Raw genomic sequence first — 16944 nt, forward strand, 5'->3', positions numbered from 1 at the left:
ACCAGATCCATGACGAAGCTTTGGTTGAAACACTCAAGGACAAAACGCCGAATCGAATCCCCAGTACAGATGCTCAACTACCCGATCAGTAGTCACAGCTCCTGTAAACAACCCCTAGAGCCGACGGGCTCGTAAAACACCGACTTTGTATAGTATACTAAAGTCCGCCTTTCCCCATTCGTGTAAGAAATGGGGTTCTTTTTGCACGTGCGGGTTACTGGGGATTCTCTCGGTTTTAAACAACGCCAGCGTGACGCTGGCAACGTGACGTTGCATCCGATAGTTAGATCGGTTGTGATTGGACACGGATTCTATATAACTTAACTCTAAAAGCTTCGCAAACACAACGCTTTCAAACAACAACAAGGAACTAAAACACCACTCTCAACCAAAAATCATCAAAATCATTTTTCACCCTTACCCCTCCTGCGCCCGAAATGGGTTAAAGCTGGGTTCAATCTCTCATATCTCCAACCACACCCAATCTAACCTAACGGATGCAACCTCAGGTTGCCAGCGTCATGCTGCCCTGCGCCGAAGGTAGAGCAAAAATCTCTCTCCTCCTCAACTGTCTTCAACAGCCCCTCATTTATTACCTATGTCCACAAATCACGCTCAGTCTACCCAACGGGTCCAGGGATCATCCCTGGTGAAACGGCACGTTGCCTAATGGGTCCAGCGTCACGCTGCCAGGTTGCCTAGTTTAAAACTAGTATCTCTGTTAGAATCCACGTTGGATTTTCGCTTTCTAAATCTCTAGAAAATACCCAGTCTTCCAATCGTTGACTATCTTTTACAGTCGATTTGAATTGCACGGTAATTGATGCATTGGGGATATCAACCTCTGCCCCAACGATATCGGCAGCGATAACTTTAATACGAAAACGCTCAAGATGTGGCAATTGATTTAAGTATGTCTTTACTTTTGGACTTATATAGTCTTGAACTTTATCTATATCACCTTGCAATGCATGGGTTAATATCAGCTCATATGCACCTTCTGCGCCCTCTAAGAAATCGTTAAAATCAAACGTTGGATCTTTTAATAAGATGGCTGAAAAAGCGGGTTTTAAGAATAAAGGAATATTATACCGACGCAGCAATTGATCCAATTTATCGCGTGGATTTATTTTTTCAACCGTTGGTCTTGGATCAGCAGGCACAACTTTTTGAGAGATCGGACCTTCATCACGCCCTAAAACAGTATACAATCGATAACACAACACAATCGCAACGATTGCAAAAATAATAATATCCATAGTCGCTCCAGGGTGGTGGGCCTGGCAGGAATCGAACCCGCGACATCACCGTTATGAGCGGCGTGTTCTAACCATCTGAACTACAGGCCCACACATAAATTACGTTTTTTTATAAAAAAGTCAAGTAGTTACTGTACATTTAACTCTCTATTTTAAAAGAATTAAATTTGACATTTTTATTCATTCTTTAATTTTGCTATTCGTTCAGCCGCTTGTTTCTCTGTCAAGGTACCGTCTTTTACAAGTTCACGAACTATTGCGATTTTCCCCGCCAGCATCCCTTCTGCTCTTCCTTTTTCTATTCCAGCCATCTCCCCCTCGGCTCTTCCTTCTGCTCGTCCTTCTGCTCTTCCTTCTGCTTTTCCTTCTGAGCGTTCAACTGCATATTCTGTTGCAAATAATTCTCGATCTGCTACTTGCAAATTATATTCACGTTTCATTTCCGCATTCCAAAGACGATACGACAATCTATCGAATCCTTTCTTAATAACATCCGGCATATTCACCCCCTGTTTTGAGAGCGTTTCAATATATTCATGAGTATACTCTTTTGAATGTCGCAAGACGCTTAGCCACCACTCTAGAGGCGTAAAATCTTTTTTGGGAGGAAACAAAGCTCTCTTTATGTATCGTGGCAATTCTACTTGTACCATTTGGATATGACGAATCTCTTGTCCAGACTTTTCATCAACTAAACGATAGTGTTTCATAAACTCTCCCTCGGGTAATTTATGATCTTTTACTCGGTTTACCATTGCATCTTCAAGTTCTTCGTCAGCAATACCTCGAATACGGTTAGTATCATAATCTAATACTTGAATTGCAATTGTTGGATTCAGAAAACGAAACCATGATTTATGTGACAATTCAGTTTGGGATAATTGACGCCCATACGTATTGCATAAATAAAATAAGGCACGCTCATCAAACTGAATGTGACGACGTGCTTGCATTTCAATGATATATCGTGTACCAGACGATGCGACAACATGCATATCCATAAAGGTAGATTTTTCATCTTCGGCTTTTGGAAGCGCTGGAATAGTTGTTGGAGCCCCTCGTACATCTTTGACGGGATCATGTGCAAACACAGGAACAAAGGTATTTAAAAATGAAATTATTACCTCTTTATCCTCGGCAGGATCTAAAAGTTGCTTAAACGCTATGTCAGTTGTTGCAACCGCATATTCTTTAGGAGATTCTGGTGTTTTAACCGTCGTGCTTGCCCAACGAATCTGTGATAAATATGAACTGGGCATCCACTTCATAGTTTGCGTTGCAGAACGGTACACCGGAACACATGACGCCACGCGCGCAGCCTGTGCCGCACGTTGCCTCAATATCCCCGCAGCGTTTGTTTCGAAACACAGACTAAAGACTAAACCAAGGCTAAAATATAACGATACTCTCTTCATTCTGCTTCTCCTATAATGACGCAATCTCAAATGCTGATTTCACTATAAAACGATCGAAACCTTTTGCAACTGTTTTCCGTGATACTGATTGCTTTTTAGACACATTTTTAGTATAATTCTTTTAATTTTATGGAACATCCCATGCGTATAAAACTACCCTTTATAATTATCGCAATCCTTGTTGGAGTTTACTTTTTTGGAAACGGCGTCGATGCATCCGTTGTAACGTTTTTTTATACGATTAGCTCTTTGATTAAAGAAGCTCTCGTTCTTGTTCTACCCATCGTTATTTTTATTTTTATGACAGCGTTTTTGGTTGAGTTTAACTCAGGTGTTATCTTATTTGTTACTGGGCTTATTGGCTGCATTATTGCGTCAAATACTCTAGTTACATTTTATTCCTATGGTATGTTTAGCCTGTTACACCCCCTGGTTATTGATACCACTCACCACACGTTAAACTTAACAGCAACCACTGTGATTAAACCCATGTTTGGGTTACCCATCAAAATGATCGTCGATAACAACATCGCATTGTTATCAGGCCTCGCTATGGGACTTTTGTTAACATTTTTCCAAAATCAACGAATGATCCTGGGCTTTAAGAAGGCGCGCGAAACCTCCGTTCGCATTCTCAGAAAAACACTTACCCCCATCATTCCATTGTTCATTTTTGGATTTATGCTGAAATTGCAAAAGGAAGATTTGCTGGAACAAATGATCGTTGTATACAGCAAAGTGTTTATCGTCATACTGATCACGATGATTCTGTACATTACCGCAATGTATACCCTTCTTGCTAAAGGCAACATCGTCAAAGCATTTAAAACAATGCAGGCTTTTTTCCCCGCTGCAATTACGGCATTTTCAACCATGTCCAGCATGGCGGCATATCCAGTAACTTTAGAATGTGCACAAAAGATATCCAAAAACTTTCGTCTCACTCAGGGGATATTAACGTCCACTGTTAACATCCATTTAATGGGCGTTGGCATCGCAATTCCCATTATGGCAATGACAGTGATGATGTACTTTGGACATCCCTTCCCGTCCCTGTGGACATACTCTGTATTTGCATTCTTTTTAATCTTTGCAAAATTTACAGTGGCGGCAATTCCAGGTGGTAGCGTGGTGATTGCAATCCCCATTTTACACGATCATTTAGGGTTTACCCCTGAAATGTCAGCACTCATGATGTCATTGTACGTGTTGGTTGATCCCTTTAGCACCACAACAAACGTATTAGGTAACGGTGCTTTTTCATTAATGATGACAAAGCTATTCTCTCCCTTAGTTAAGCCTAAGAGTTAACCCCCTCCTCTTTCGGGAGGTTTGTTACATTAAAAGTTCGTTAACAGATTGGTGTTATTCTGTGGATATAATTTAACATATGAATATAGATCATGAAACACACTGTAACGTTAATTCCTGGAGATGGTATTGGTCCAGAAGTTGTCTTTTCTGCTAAAAAAGTGATTGAAGCTGCTGGAGTATCCGTTCGCTGGGAAATCTGCGAGGCGGGTGCTGAAACCTTCAAAAAAGGAATTATTACAGGAGTTCCTGTTGAAACTATTGAATCCATCAAGCGTAATAAAATCGCTTTAAAAGGTCCATTAGAAACACCCGTTGGATTTGGTGAAAAAAGTGCAAACGTTACACTGCGAAAACTATTTGATACATACGGCAACATTCGCCCTGTAAAAAACATCCCTGGCATCAAAGGTCCCTATGAACATTATAACATTGACATGGTTATTGTGCGTGAAAATGTAGAGGACTTGTATACGGGAATTGAACACATGCAAACGCCAGATGTGGCTCAAACCTTAAAACTGATTAGCCGGTGGGGCTGTGAGAAAATTGTGCGACTGGCTTTTGCAATTGCAGAATCTGAAGGGCGCCATAAAGTAACATGTGCCACAAAAGCCAACATAATGAAAATGACCGAAGGCATGATGAAGCGTGTATTTGAGGACGTTGCAGCAGAGTTTCCTCACTTGAAATCAGAACACATGATTGTGGACAATTGTGCACATCAAATGGTCATGAATCCAGAACAATTCGATGTTGTTGTAATGACAAACTTGAATGGTGATATTCTCAGCGATTTAGGTTCTGCCTTAGTAGGTGGACTTGGAATTGCCCCAGGTGCAAACTACGGAGATCAAGTGGCTATTTTTGAAGCCGTCCATGGATCGGCTCCCAATATTGCAAATCAAAATCGAGCAAATCCAACCGCAGTCATCGCATCATCGATTATGATGTTACGCCACTTAGGGGAGTTTGATGCTGCGGACGCAATTGAAAATGCACTACATGTAACCATTGCAAATGGTCGTCACTTAACTGAAGATATTTCAAGATCTACTGATTTAGGGTCAACTACAGAGTTTACAGATACAGTGATTAATAACCTTGGAAAAACGCATTCAGATTGGACAAAACGCGCCTATAATCCACTAACATTTAAACCTGTTAAAATGATTGAGAAAACCACTGATCAACGTACCATTGGCGTGGATGTTTTTATTCATTCTAGTGAACATTCTCTGACATTAGGTTCCTTATTAGAAGCGCTTGTTAAAGATTCAGAGTTCACATTAAAAATGATCGCCAATCGTGGAGTGCAAGTATATCCTGATATTGGTGGGCTTGATGGAGAAGTCTCCCCTCATCATCAATGTCGATTTTTGAGCACGTCAAACGAGGCATTATCTGAAGGAAACCTTATCAAATTAATTCAAGATATTTCCACCAATTATAAATGGGTACATATCGAACGCTTATATTTGATCGACAACACCCCCTCCTATACAAAGATTCAAGGTGAAGAATAGTCAAATATATTTCCTTAAATTAATTCATTATTAATACGTTATAGCGACAATCTAAAAAAGCGATACTTTTGAGGAGTCTTTTCATGATGTTACGTATAATGTTAGTGTTATTAACGGTGAGTAATATGTTTCCGGCGCATGGTGCAACTGCTGAGCCATTTGAAGATGACTCAGCGTCTATGCGCACAGCTGTAGATGATGCTGGATATTCAGACAGTGGGGAGGATCTGGCCGCGTTTCCCCAACTTCAATCAACTAGGAAAAGTCGCAGTTTGCATTCACAGCATCGGATCATTGATATGGAAGCCCTTGCCGATGCAGGATTAGCAGCAAATCCAGCACGATCAACAGCAGCATCCGCATCAAGCATGGAATCATTTTCACGAGTTAATCCAACGCAACTTTTTGATAGAGATAAATATTTAAGAGAGCATGTAGCAGAAATGATCTCAGATGAAAAACGATACAAGACTGCATCAAAAGTGTGTAGGTGGTGTAACATTTCGTGGTTAGCAGCCGGAGGTATGTCTACAGTGGCTTCACTTGTTGTCTCCGCATTTGGAACGGCGGAATATTTAGACCCTCGATTGTCAAATGTTCTAAATATGGTACTTTCGGTTGCTTCAGGTGGATTTCTTTGGGGTGCTATTCAATCTAAAAAAGCATCTCATGAGTATCATGAAGAGATGACTGGCATACAAAAAGCATTGGGTGTTCCTGAACGATTGACAGACCCAGAGATAGATCTTAATTTAGAAGCGTTTAAAGCTAATGCAACAGGTCGTCAATCTGAAGCTCCGGCAGCGGCTGCCACACGTTAATACGGATTGTGAATGGGGAATGAAAAATGTACGCGTTTTAATTCCTCGTTCAACCATAAGCTGCCTTTGATTTCAATATTCATCATTTGACGCTGTATATCAACGTTTAAGATGGTGATTTTGGGGCGCACTAATCGTGGTTCGAAATATCGCAAGGTACGCTCCAAAGCAGTTTTCCATTCTTTTTGCTTTTCTGGGTGCATCATATCGTCAGGTTCGTGCATACCAAACGCATAAGGCAATCCATAATTTAAGGGTAAATGGGTGCGTCGTTTTGATTTGGGTAAAATGCATCGAGTGTTTAACAGTTCGCCAATATCATGAATGATGTTGGCAATGTAGGCTTTTTCATTCAAATAAATCGATGACTTTTCTTCCGTCAAATCATTTCGAATCAAATCAAATAAGTTTTTTTTAGCGACATACATCTTGCACCTCTATCCCCAGAATAAGGGGTGGAAGCTTAAGATTTAGTTAATGCAACAATGAGGCTTAAACTTATCCATACATGAAAAGGTTGACTTTGTCAAAAATGCTCAGCTTAATCAGCCATAATCTATCAGCCCCAGCACCACCAATCGCAGAAGAACAGACAACTTCGGAAAAGCAAACTTTATTACTACGTGAATATGAATCAGCACTAACAACATCAGATTCGGAACATGTTACCACTCTTCGAAACAGAATGATTACAATAAAAGCAGCCGTTGAAAAAAGCGACATCACTGTTCTAACTAACATCCAATCTCACAACCTTATATACGATTCTAGCGGCTGCATATTATTCGCTAATATAGATACTTTGGCGAACCAGTCTTCACATATGGACCAGGTCTAGGTGGTTTGAATAGACTGATCGAAGATGTTAAAGCGAATCAGGCTAAATAACCTCAGTTAAAATACACAAGCTTCCAAATGGGGGTTTGTTGTTGATTTTGCTTAGATTACACAGATGTTAAAGCGAATCAGGCTAAATAACCTCAGTTAAAATACACAAGCTTCCAAATGGGGGTTTGTTGTTGATTTTGCTTAGATTACACAAACCATCAGTATGGTGGGGTCTGAAAATATAAGTAAATTATGATTTTGGAGTAGTTTGAAAAACAAAATCAACGACGAACTTCTCTACATTGCCATCTTCCCAGTAATGAATGGCTCCATCATACGTTGTGATACACCCTCTGGCAGATTCATCTTCGCAAATCTCTGCTTTATTTGAACCACCCCCTTTTCCACGTCCTATATTCCATTTTAATACCATTGGTGCACGGCTTGAATTATTCCATTCAATATATAATAAAGGAGGAATCACATCTTCGGTGGGCAATCCAAAATCCACAAAATTTAATCTTGAATTGTTATTTGTTGTAAATATCAAAGGCGCCTCATCAAAGGATTGTCCTTCTGTGGTGTTGCGTTTTACGACAGCACCTTCAACACTTAAATTAACTGATATTGTATGTCGCTTATGCTCATCGTCCAAATCGCTTGCAACATGCTTAAATAAAAGATTCAGCTGATGAAGCTCTCCATTCACGTAAAAACCATGCTGTGCTACCAAAGGGGTATCCTTAAGTCTATAAACAGAAAAATTAATGACAGATGCTATTTCAAGCGTTGTCCGAACAGTCTCAGACATGGGGATCATCGTCACATGCGAAACCGTTGGTTTACCTTTTAATACATCGAGATGATTCACCTCATAATAACCCCGCTCCTTTTCTTCGAGAGCGGTTTCTCCAGTTTCGAATGCCCCCCACATAGGCGATAACAATACTCCAAATAACGTAATATACTTTAACATTTTAACACCTTTTCTACTAACTGACTTCAGTATACAAAACAAAATCTTTAAAAAAACTTAAGGATTCGGACGAATATAAAAACTTGCTATATATTTTGCATAAGGAATAATAATTCAACCAGATGCAAGGTCTGAACTACCAAAAGTTGAATCTGTTCACCCAGCCTTACGAGACATAACCATACAGTAGAACGTCCCCTCTTTTCTCAGTGTTTGTATGACATGTTTAACTCAGAGCAGATGTCGGTTTATAGGGTATACTCCGTGGAGGTAAAAACTTGATCTCATGAATCCAATAGATCTTCTATAGAAAAAATTGAATAGGCTTGAAGAGTTGCTAGCGCTCCATCAGATCGCGGCCAACCTCCCTTTTGAACATATTCAAGCTTAAACCCCAGATTTAATGGGATTTTTATGCTTGCTGTGTTTTCAACATCGCAAAATATTTCTATTTTTCGAGCGCTTAAATTATTAAACGCTAACGTTGCCATGGCTCGCACTGCTTCGGTTGCAAAGCCATGCTTGCGCTTACTTTTTCGAACAAAATACGAAATACCGAATTGAGGAATATTCCAATTAGCTTGAGCAGGTGGGAAGGCACACCGCCCAATCACCTCTCCAGTATATTTATCTAAAATAAGATATCGAATACAAGAACGTAGAATAAAATCAGCTTGATGTTTTCTACACTCTAATTCAACTGTAGAAATATCTGGACAAGTGGATGGCCACGCCAACCATTTTACATAATCTTCATAACCATCCACCATGGTCTCATAAAGCTTTTGTCCTAATCCTGCTTTAGGGGCTAGTAATACTAAACGCGCAGTTTCAATACTTTCTGGTAAATCAATTAAAATGGGATTCATAACGTTTCCTACAATAACACTGATTCTCTCCAAGAGACGGTTGCAAAAACCCCCTCCGTTAATGATGGAGGGGGTTTTTGTATTAAGCTTGTTTAGCTTTAAACTTTGGGTTGGTTTTGTTGATGACGAATAGTCTGCCTTTACGGCGGACGAGTTTGCAATCTTTGTGGCGATTGCGAGCAGATTTAAGAGAGCTAATAACTTTCATCATCGTAACCTTAATATAATCTGAGTTAAATTGAGTTTAAGAACAGAGCAGATGAATTTGAAACGATGTTAGTAGGCTTGGCGGCGACCGACTTTCCCACGTCTTAAGACGGAGTATCATAGGCGCTGAGGACTTTCACGGAGGAGTTCGAGATGGGATCCGGTGCTTTATTCCTCGCCATAGCGACCAAGCCGACTAACATCGTTTACAACAAACAGTCTAATTTAACTTCGCTTTTTAGTTCAATCTAACCGACGCTCCGAGACTAATTCTGGGGGGCGTCGAGATTATAATATCAAGCCAATGAGGCGATTAGGATTCGTTAGCTTCACCCCTTACAGGGCTTCCACACCGAACCTATTTACGTGGTGGTCTTCCACGGCCTTCATAGAGATGACTGGTATTGAGGGGAGCTTCCCGCTTAGATGCATTCAGCGGTTATCTCGTCCGTTGTTTAGCTACCCGGCACTGCCCTTGGCAGGACAACCGGTACACCAGAGCAACGTTCACCCCGGTCCTCTCGTACTAGGGGCAAGTCCTCTCAATCATCTAGTCTCCCACGGCAGATAGGAGCCGAACTGTCTCACGACGTTCTGAACCCAACTCACGTACCACTTTAATCGGCGAACAGCCGAACCCTTGGGACCTTCTTCAGCCCCAGGATGTGATGAGTCGACATCGAGGTGCCAAACCTTGCCGTCGATATGAACTCTTGGGCAAGATCAGCCTGTTATCCCCAGCGTACCTTTTATCCGTTGAGCGATGGCCCTTCCACTTGGAACCACCGGATCACTATGGCCGACTTTCGTCTCTGCTCGACATGTACGTCTTGCAGTCAGGCAGGCTTATGCCATTGCACGCTTCAGTTGATTTCCGACCAACTTGAGCCTACCATCGCGCGCCTCCGTTACGCTTTAGGAGGCGACCGCCCCAGTCAAACTACCCACCATGCAGGGTCCGGATCCCGGATCACGGGATTCCGTTAGACGTCAAAAGCAACAAGGGCGGTATTTCAAGGATGCCTCCATCCGGACTGGCGTCCAAACTTCAAAGGCTCCCGCCTATCCTACACATGTTGCCCCTAACGCCACTGCAAAGCTGTAGTAAAGGTGCATGGGGTCTTTCCGTCTAACCGCGGGTACCCCGCATCTTCACGGGGAATTCAATTTCACTGAGTCTATGTTGGAGACAGTGGGGAAGTCGTTACGCCATTCGTGCAGGTCGGAACTTACCCGACAAGGAATTTCGCTACCTTAGGACCGTTATGGTTACGGCCGCCGTTTACTGGGGCTTCAATTCAGTGCTTGCACACCTCCTCTTAACCTTCCAGCACCGGGCAGGCGTCAGACCCTATACGTCGACTTTCGTCTTTGCAGAGTCCTGTGTTTTTGGTAAACAGTCGCTACCCCCTAGTTTGTGCCACCTGCCTCTGGTTGCCCAAAGACAGGCACTCCTTCTCCCGAAGTTACAGAGTCAATTTGCCGAGTTCCTTCAACATAGTTCTCTCAAGCGCCTTCGTATACTCTACGTGTCCACCAGTGTCGGTTTAGGGTACGGTCACAATAAAGGATGAGTTATTTCCTGGAAGTCATTAGCTGCATGATCAATCCATTCAGATCATACAACGGGCTGCCTTCGTCACTCATCCGTGGCCTGGGAATATTCACCCAGTTCCCATCGACTACACCTTTCGGTCTCGCCTTAGGGGCCGGCTTACCCTGCGCGGATTAACCTAGCACAGGAACCCTTGGACTTTCGGCGGCAGTGTCTCTCACACTGCTTTACGTTACTTATGTCAGCATTCGCACTTCTGATACCTCCAGAGCCCCTCACAGGTACTCCTTCACAGGCTTACAGAACGCTCCGCTACCGCATTATCTTGCGATAACACCCGCAGCTTCGGTTCATGGCTTTAGCCCCGGTACATCTTCGGCGCGGGGTGGCTTAACTAGACCAGTGAGCTGTTACGCTTTCTTTAAAGGATGGCTGCTTCTAAGCCAACCTCCTGGCTGTCTTGGCCTCCCCACTTCCTTTTCCACTTAGCCATGAATTGGGGACCTTAGCTGGCGGTCAGGGCTGTTTCCCTCTCGTCCATGGACCTTATCACCCACAGACTGTCTGCCGTGTTAAACTCACGGGTATTCGGAGTTTGATTAGGGTTGGTAAGGCTCGCGCCCCCCTAGCCTATTCAGTGCTCTACCCCCCGTGGTCATCACACGACGCTCTACCTCAATAGATTTCGCGGAGAACCAGCTATATCCGAGTTTGATTAGCCTTTCACCCCTAGACACAGGTCATCCCCGCCTTTTGCAACAGGCGTGGGTTCGGTCCTCCAACACCGGTTAAGGTGTCTTCAACCTGCCCATATCTAGATCACTCGGTTTCGGGTCTTATCCGCGGAACTCATCGCCCTATTCAGACTTGGTTTCCCTTCGCCTACACCTATCGGCTTAAGCTTGCTCCACAGATAAACTCGCTGACCCATTATACAAAAGGTACGCCGTCACACCTTAAAGGTGCTCCGACTGTTTGTAGGCATCCGGTTTCAGGAACTGTTTCACTCCCCTTATCGGGGTACTTTTCACCTTTCCCTCACGGTACTTGTACGCTATCGGTCACAAAGGAGTACTTAGGCTTGGAGGGTGGTCCCCCCATGTTCAGACAGGATTTCACGTGTCCCGCCCTACTCGTACATTGCATATTTGATTTCGACTACAGGGCTATCACCTACTTTAGCGTGGCTTTCCATCCACTTCGTCTGTCGCTTACACAATGATTGGCCTGGTCCGATTTCGCTCGCCACTACTTTCGGAGTCTCGGTTGATGTCCTTTCCTCCAGCTACTGAGATGTTTCAGTTCGCCGGGTTTGCCTCTATCTCCCTATGTGTTCAGGAGTAGATACCGCTCATGCGGTGGGTTTTCCCATTCGGAGATCTATGGATCAATGCCTATTGGCGGCTCCCCATAGCTTTTCGCAGCCTTACACGTCCTTCATCGCCTCTTTGTGCCTAGGCATCCACCAGATGCCCTTTTGACGCTTGATATCCTTGTTTTGGTCTCTTGAGTCATTTACGTCGTTGAGTTCTTCGTTCGGCTCCTCATGTATTATTCATACATTGCGTCGCCTCTCTTGAACTCGCCTAGTTCTAACTCAACATCCCTAAAACAACTTTCGTTGTTTTATTTTAAAAACAAGTTTTACTCGACGCTCCCAAGAATTACTCTTAAGAGCCTCAGTTAGATTGAACTATTTTTTCGCGTTTTGCATTAAATTGCATCAGTTAAAACTGATCCAACTTAACACTATAATGTTAAACTAGATTGTTTATTGTATTCATCTTTACTCTGTCATCCATCTAATGCACTTGGATCTTCCGATCACCCGTACATTCAAATCTTTTATCCATACTCACACTCTTCACAGATCACACATATATTGGTGGAGGTGAACGGGATCGAACCGATGACCTCCTGCGTGCAAGGCAGGCGCTCTCCCAGCTGAGCTACACCCCCAAATTCTGTTGACCTTTTTGATCCATCGACGTCGTCGTTGCCTTCGATCTACTCCTCACGTACTTAACGTACGCTACGTCGTAGCTCTTGACATCTCCTAGTTCTGAATCAAAAATCTTCAACATTACTTTACACATCCTTAAGTCTTTCAACTTAAACACATCTAAATTTTGTAATGGTGGGCCAGGGAGGACTCGAACCTCCGACCCCACGCTTATCAAGCGTGTGCTCTAACCAGCTGAGCTACTAGCCCCTAGGTTTGAAGTCCGAAGACTCCTCCCATAGCCTGTGATGTTGTGTGCGAAACAGATACTAAGACAACAGCGTTTTTCCTTAGAAAGGAGGTGATCCAACCGCAGGTTCCCCTACGGTTACCTTGTTACGACTTAACCCCAGTCATTCATCCTACCGTGGGCGGCTGCCTCTCTTGCGAGTTAGCTGACCGACTTCGGGTAAAATCAACTCCCATGGTTTGACGGGCAGTGTGTACAAGGCCCGAGAACGTATTCACCGTAGCATGCTGATCTACGATTACTAGCGATTCCAACTTCATGCCCTCGAGTTGCAGAGGACAATCCGAACTGAGGTGGCTTTTGGGGATTCGCTCCATCTTGCGATATTGCTTCCCATTGTCACCACCATTGTAGCACGTGTGTAGCCCAGCCCATAAGGGCCATGAGGACTTGACGTCATCCCCACCTTCCTCCGGTTTATCACCGGCAGTTTCTCCAGAGTCCTCGGCATTACCCGTTAGTAACTGAAGATGAGGGTTGCGCTCGTTGCGGGACTTAACCCAACATCTCACGACACGAGCTGACGACAGCCATGCAGCACCTGTTATACCCCACCCGAAGTGAAATCTACGTCTCCGTAAATCGTAGGTATAATGTCAAGAGCTGGTAAGGTTCTGCGCGTTGCGTCGAATTAAACCACATGCTCCACCGCTTGTGCGGGCCCCCGTCAATTCCTTTGAGTTTTAATCTTGCGACCGTACTCCCCAGGCGGAGTGCTTAATGCGTTAGCTGCGACACCGAATCCGAAAATCCGACATCTAGCACTCATCGTTTAGGGCGTGGACTACCAGGGTATCTAATCCTGTTTGCTCCCCACGCTTTCGCGCCTGAGCGTCAGGTCCGAGCCAGAAAGCCGCCTTCGCCTCTGGTGTTCCGACGAATATCTACGAATTTCACCTCTACACTCGTCATTCCGCTTTCCTCTCTCGGCCTCTAGTTCCCCAGTATCGAATGCAGTTCCCAGGTTAAGCCCGGGGATTTCACATCCAACTTAAGAAACCGCCTGCGCGCGCTTTACGCCCAGTCATTCCGGACAACGCTTGCCCTCTCTGTATTACCGCGGCTGCTGGCACAGAGTTAGCCAGGGCTTATTCGTCCGCTACCGTCATTATCGTCACGAACAAAAGAATTTTACAACCCTAAGGCCTTCTTCATTCACGCGGCATTGCTGGATCAGGGTTTCCCCCATTGTCCAATATTCCCCACTGCTGCCTCCCGTAGGAGTCTGGGCCGTGTCTCAGTCCCAGTGTGGCTGATCATCCTCTCAAACCAGCTACAGATCACAGGCTTGGTAGGCCTTTACCCCACCAACTACCTAATCTGCCGCGGGCCTCTCTCTTAGCGCATTTCTGCTTTCCCCCTCAGGGCGTATCCGGTATTAGCCACCGTTTCCAGTGGTTGTCCCAGTCTAAAAGGCAAGTTCCCACGTGTTACTCACCCGTCTGCCACTCAGCCATCAGAGCAAGCTCCGATGCTGCGTTCGACTTGCATGTGTTAAGCATGCCGCCAGCGTTCGTCCTGAGCCAGGATCAAACTCTCAAGTTTAATCCTCGCTTTTTTACAGTCCTGATCTCTTTCAATCTCAGCACTGCGTCATCTAGCGATTAAAATTTTTCTCAAAGTCATTGCTCTTGTCTCATGTTATTCACACAAGACTGAGTCCAATAACCCGCTGTTGTCTTAGTATCTGTTTCATGTTTACCATTTTATCCATCCGTAGCAATCACCCCGGTTTCCCTGGCTCTTCCTACCCTGCCACCCACTCGTTCGCGGCTGACTTGTCCTTTATACGCTATCACCTACCCCCAGTCAATACCTTTTTTATAAAAATTTCATAAATGTTTGCTTTATCTATCTATGCTCCTATTTATACCCCGATTTTAGGCCTTCTAATATCGTCACTGTAAATGCAGAATTGACCATGTATTGCAGCATTCTTGCTTCCCATCCGACATAGAATCCCCGAATACCATACTTACTATATATGTGTTTAAACATCCCTCTTATATTATCGTAATTTGAAGCTTTGGTTTTCTGTTGATTCGTTTTGATGCAATCTAAGGGTAGCACTACAGCTGTATTGATGGCTCCCTCTATTAAACTGACGCCCAGCAACATTACAAATGACATACTTAGTACGTTTCCATTACATGCTTTAACCCACACTATTAATTGATCATGTACAACCAAGAATGTGACCCAGGATGCAACTTGTCGAATTGCTGTGATTTTTAGCCCTCTATATAAAGAGTGTATCGCGTCATTTCTAAGCGCCCTTATAAAAGCTCTGATGCCCCCTGATGAGTGTTGATATGTCACCAACCATACTTTAAACCGTTCCAGAGGCGTAATCACCCATACCTCTAATAATGCGATGCTTAGTCCAGTGGCAATACTTATATATGTAACTGATGGGGTAAGCGCTCCAAACACGACAGGTAATGCTATCATCAATGGATATCGATAGGTTTGTTTCAACATCACGCGCATAACATTAGGGATTGCCCCCGAATAAAACCCAAGCCATCCCTTGAGCGCACGAACTTCCCTTGCAACAGAAAAAAGATTTCGCCCAGAAGGATAGGCTTGCCAATAGGTCTTAATGACATCTAGAGGATGTTCAACGATCAAACTGCTGGCACCTCTCAATGCCCCTATCAGACCCGCAACCATTAAATATAAAGTGGACTCCACAAAAAGCTCCCTTGTTTAGGACAAAGGAATAAGAAGGGTTCAACCCAGAACAGACCGAACACGCATCACAATCCCTTCGTCGGTGTTAACCGTATCAGGTTCAAAGGGTTGGACATTCGTCCTCTCAGCCAATGGCACCCCTTTGTGATGTTTGGAGTATACCATATGATTGGAGTTGAGAAGGATAGAAAAAAAGAAACCACAACGTATTGCTCTGTTGTGGCTGTTGTTTGCAAGTTCCAGATTAAGAAACTATGGAAGCCGATTTTCAACCAAGAACACAAGAAAGCTGTGCCCATAATTTGTAATTTGATAATACCCCCCTTTTTCCTCAATCAAACCTGAATCGCACAACCAATCAATAAAAGAGCCAAAGGGATACTGCGTTTCTGTAGCTTGATATCTTTGCAATACTTCAACAGAATGATAATTCTTAACGTAGCCCACTGTTAACGATCCTTTATTTAAAGTTTTGAGAAACTCAAGCTGTTCCGGAACAATTAAGCATTTCAATTTAAAGAAATCTATATCAACATAGGCCTTAGCTAAATTTTCAATAATAAAACTAGTGGATTTAGCTCCATCGACGTCAGATTTTTGATACTTTCTCTCAAGAAACTCCCTTATATGTTGATCTTTATTTTTGACTATCCAATTGACACCATCGTAATATTCCTCAGGTTTAACAAATTGAGAATCTAAATTTTCTATCGGGGTTACCTCTGATTCTTGAGAAACTTCACCTCCTTTATCATGAAATTGCTCTGACGCAGTTGAATTAGATTTCATTCCTTTTTCTAAACCATCTTCTTCTTCAAAAATGTTATCTTTAGAAGCATTCAGCCCTGGTTCAAGTAATTTGAATTCTGGAGGTTTCTGTTGGTCTGGTAATAATGTTGCATGGGCATCCTTGTAAGACAGACCTATAATCCGTCCGACAAGGCTCGCAAAAGGCTTTTTGAAAACTAAAATAACCCACGACACAATTGTTAGTATCATAAGATTATTTGAGAATCCCCCTAAAATCTTTTCACTACCTCCTAATCCTACTAATGTTATAGCCATTTTTATGATAGCCGACGCTGACAAGTATTTATAAATTTTTTGAATCATTTGACAGATCCAGCCCCATTTTTTCTCCATGAAATACTTTCTTATTTAAATAAACTACCAAACATTACCACACTTCCAACACCCATCTCAACTCACCCTCACTCAAACGCCTCAGAAA

The 16944-nt window shown here is 43.3% G+C and carries 12 protein-coding genes, 3 tRNA genes, 3 rRNA genes and 1 riboswitch; of the genes, 3 read left to right on the forward strand and 15 right to left on the reverse strand.

Annotated features, from left to right (window positions below):
• Window positions 1–698: 698 nt before the first annotated feature.
• The 3 genes from CPBP_RS01275 to CPBP_RS01285 all read right to left on the reverse strand — a co-directional run bounded on the left by CPBP_RS01275 (window position 699) and on the right by CPBP_RS01285 (window position 2674).
• Complete coding sequence (locus CPBP_RS01275) at window positions 699–1259, reverse strand: Tim44/TimA family putative adaptor protein (RefSeq protein WP_350332248.1); 561 nt, start codon at window positions 1257–1259, stop codon at window positions 699–701.
• Window positions 1260–1272: 13 nt separating this feature from the next.
• Window positions 1273–1349: transfer RNA gene (locus tag CPBP_RS01280), tRNA-Ile, on the reverse strand.
• A gap of 86 nt (window positions 1350–1435) precedes the next feature.
• Window positions 1436–2674 (reverse strand): PD-(D/E)XK nuclease family transposase, encoded by a 1239-nt coding sequence (locus CPBP_RS01285; RefSeq protein WP_350332249.1) that lies wholly within the window; start codon window positions 2672–2674, stop codon window positions 1436–1438.
• A gap of 141 nt (window positions 2675–2815) precedes the next feature.
• On the opposite strand from CPBP_RS01285, the gene CPBP_RS01290 reads away from it, so the two are divergent.
• The 3 genes from CPBP_RS01290 (at window position 2816) to CPBP_RS01300 (ending at window position 6332) form a co-directional block, all read left to right on the forward strand.
• On the forward strand, window positions 2816–3985 hold the full coding sequence (locus CPBP_RS01290; RefSeq protein ID WP_350332250.1) for a cation:dicarboxylate symporter family transporter: 1170 nt from the start codon (window positions 2816–2818) through the stop codon (window positions 3983–3985).
• Window positions 3986–4077: 92 nt separating this feature from the next.
• A complete protein-coding gene (locus CPBP_RS01295) occupies window positions 4078–5511 on the forward strand; it encodes an NADP-dependent isocitrate dehydrogenase (RefSeq protein ID WP_350332251.1) in 1434 nt (477 codons plus the stop codon).
• Between the two features lie 83 nt (window positions 5512–5594).
• Window positions 5595–6332: a hypothetical protein gene (locus CPBP_RS01300; RefSeq protein ID WP_350332252.1), complete on the forward strand. Its 738-nt coding sequence runs from the start codon at window positions 5595–5597 to the stop codon at window positions 6330–6332.
• Here the strand turns inward: CPBP_RS01300 and tssE are convergent.
• The 12 genes from tssE to CPBP_RS01360 all read right to left on the reverse strand — a co-directional run bounded on the left by tssE (window position 6329) and on the right by CPBP_RS01360 (window position 16856).
• On the reverse strand, window positions 6329–6760 hold the full coding sequence (tssE, locus tag CPBP_RS01305) for a type VI secretion system baseplate subunit TssE (protein ID WP_350332253.1): 432 nt from the start codon (window positions 6758–6760) through the stop codon (window positions 6329–6331). The genes CPBP_RS01300 and tssE overlap by 4 nt on opposite strands.
• Window positions 6761–6830: 70 nt before the next feature.
• The gene (locus tag CPBP_RS01310) at window positions 6831–7055 is read right to left on the reverse strand and encodes a hypothetical protein (RefSeq protein WP_350332254.1); all 225 of its coding nucleotides are present in this window, start codon (window positions 7053–7055) and stop codon (window positions 6831–6833) included.
• Between the two features lie 355 nt (window positions 7056–7410).
• Entirely contained in the window at window positions 7411–8136 is a 726-nt protein-coding gene (locus CPBP_RS01315) for a hypothetical protein (protein WP_350332255.1), read from the reverse strand.
• Between the two features lie 284 nt (window positions 8137–8420).
• Window positions 8421–9005, reverse strand: a complete 585-nt coding sequence (locus CPBP_RS01320; RefSeq protein ID WP_350332256.1) for a GNAT family N-acetyltransferase — start codon at window positions 9003–9005, stop codon at window positions 8421–8423.
• 82 nt (window positions 9006–9087) lie between these two features.
• The gene (gene ykgO / locus CPBP_RS01325) at window positions 9088–9213 is read right to left on the reverse strand and encodes a type B 50S ribosomal protein L36 (protein WP_350332617.1); all 126 of its coding nucleotides are present in this window, start codon (window positions 9211–9213) and stop codon (window positions 9088–9090) included.
• A gap of 75 nt (window positions 9214–9288) precedes the next feature.
• A 5S ribosomal RNA gene (gene rrf, locus CPBP_RS01330) occupies window positions 9289–9404 on the reverse strand.
• Window positions 9405–9504: 100 nt separating this feature from the next.
• Window positions 9505–12257, reverse strand: a 23S ribosomal RNA gene (locus tag CPBP_RS01335).
• 393 nt (window positions 12258–12650) lie between these two features.
• Window positions 12651–12726, reverse strand: a tRNA-Ala gene (locus tag CPBP_RS01340).
• Window positions 12727–12902: 176 nt separating this feature from the next.
• Window positions 12903–12979: transfer RNA gene (locus tag CPBP_RS01345), tRNA-Ile, on the reverse strand.
• 84 nt (window positions 12980–13063) lie between these two features.
• A 16S ribosomal RNA gene (locus CPBP_RS01350) occupies window positions 13064–14564 on the reverse strand.
• Together the 16S, 23S and 5S rRNA genes with 2 tRNA genes alongside form the textbook arrangement of a ribosomal RNA operon.
• A gap of 318 nt (window positions 14565–14882) precedes the next feature.
• Window positions 14883–15713 (reverse strand): MC/SLC25 family protein, encoded by an 831-nt coding sequence (locus CPBP_RS01355; RefSeq protein ID WP_350332257.1) that lies wholly within the window; start codon window positions 15711–15713, stop codon window positions 14883–14885.
• Between the two features lie 54 nt (window positions 15714–15767).
• Window positions 15768–15865: riboswitch (TPP riboswitch) on the reverse strand.
• Window positions 15866–15965: 100 nt separating this feature from the next.
• Window positions 15966–16856: a hypothetical protein gene (locus CPBP_RS01360; RefSeq protein WP_350332258.1), complete on the reverse strand. Its 891-nt coding sequence runs from the start codon at window positions 16854–16856 to the stop codon at window positions 15966–15968.
• Between the last annotated feature and the right edge of the window lie 88 nt (window positions 16857–16944).

Source organism: Candidatus Bodocaedibacter vickermanii, assembly GCF_014896945.1.
Lineage (GTDB): Bacteria > Pseudomonadota > Alphaproteobacteria > UBA6184 > UBA6184 > Bodonicaedibacter > Bodonicaedibacter vickermanii.

What these genes read in the sequence shown, in the direction of transcription:
- ykgO (WP_350332617.1), bottom strand. Translation starts at nt 9,213, where the DNA reads ATGAAAGTTATTAGCTCTCTTAAATCTGCTCGCAATCGCCACAAAGAT.
- tssE (WP_350332253.1), bottom strand. Translation starts at nt 6,760, where the DNA reads ATGTATGTCGCTAAAAAAAACTTATTTGATTTGATTCGAAATGATTTG.
- CPBP_RS01290 (WP_350332250.1), top strand. Translation starts at nt 2,816, where the DNA reads ATGCGTATAAAACTACCCTTTATAATTATCGCAATCCTTGTTGGAGTT.
- CPBP_RS01295 (WP_350332251.1), top strand. Translation starts at nt 4,078, where the DNA reads ATGAAACACACTGTAACGTTAATTCCTGGAGATGGTATTGGTCCAGAA.
- CPBP_RS01285 (WP_350332249.1), bottom strand. Translation starts at nt 2,674, where the DNA reads ATGAAGAGAGTATCGTTATATTTTAGCCTTGGTTTAGTCTTTAGTCTG.
- CPBP_RS01300 (WP_350332252.1), top strand. Translation starts at nt 5,595, where the DNA reads ATGATGTTACGTATAATGTTAGTGTTATTAACGGTGAGTAATATGTTT.
- CPBP_RS01275 (WP_350332248.1), bottom strand. Translation starts at nt 1,259, where the DNA reads ATGGATATTATTATTTTTGCAATCGTTGCGATTGTGTTGTGTTATCGA.
- CPBP_RS01360 (WP_350332258.1), bottom strand. Translation starts at nt 16,856, where the DNA reads ATGGAGAAAAAATGGGGCTGGATCTGTCAAATGATTCAAAAAATTTAT.
- CPBP_RS01320 (WP_350332256.1), bottom strand. Translation starts at nt 9,005, where the DNA reads ATGAATCCCATTTTAATTGATTTACCAGAAAGTATTGAAACTGCGCGT.
- CPBP_RS01315 (WP_350332255.1), bottom strand. Translation starts at nt 8,136, where the DNA reads ATGTTAAAGTATATTACGTTATTTGGAGTATTGTTATCGCCTATGTGG.
- CPBP_RS01310 (WP_350332254.1), bottom strand. Translation starts at nt 7,055, where the DNA reads ATGTCGCTTTTTTCAACGGCTGCTTTTATTGTAATCATTCTGTTTCGA.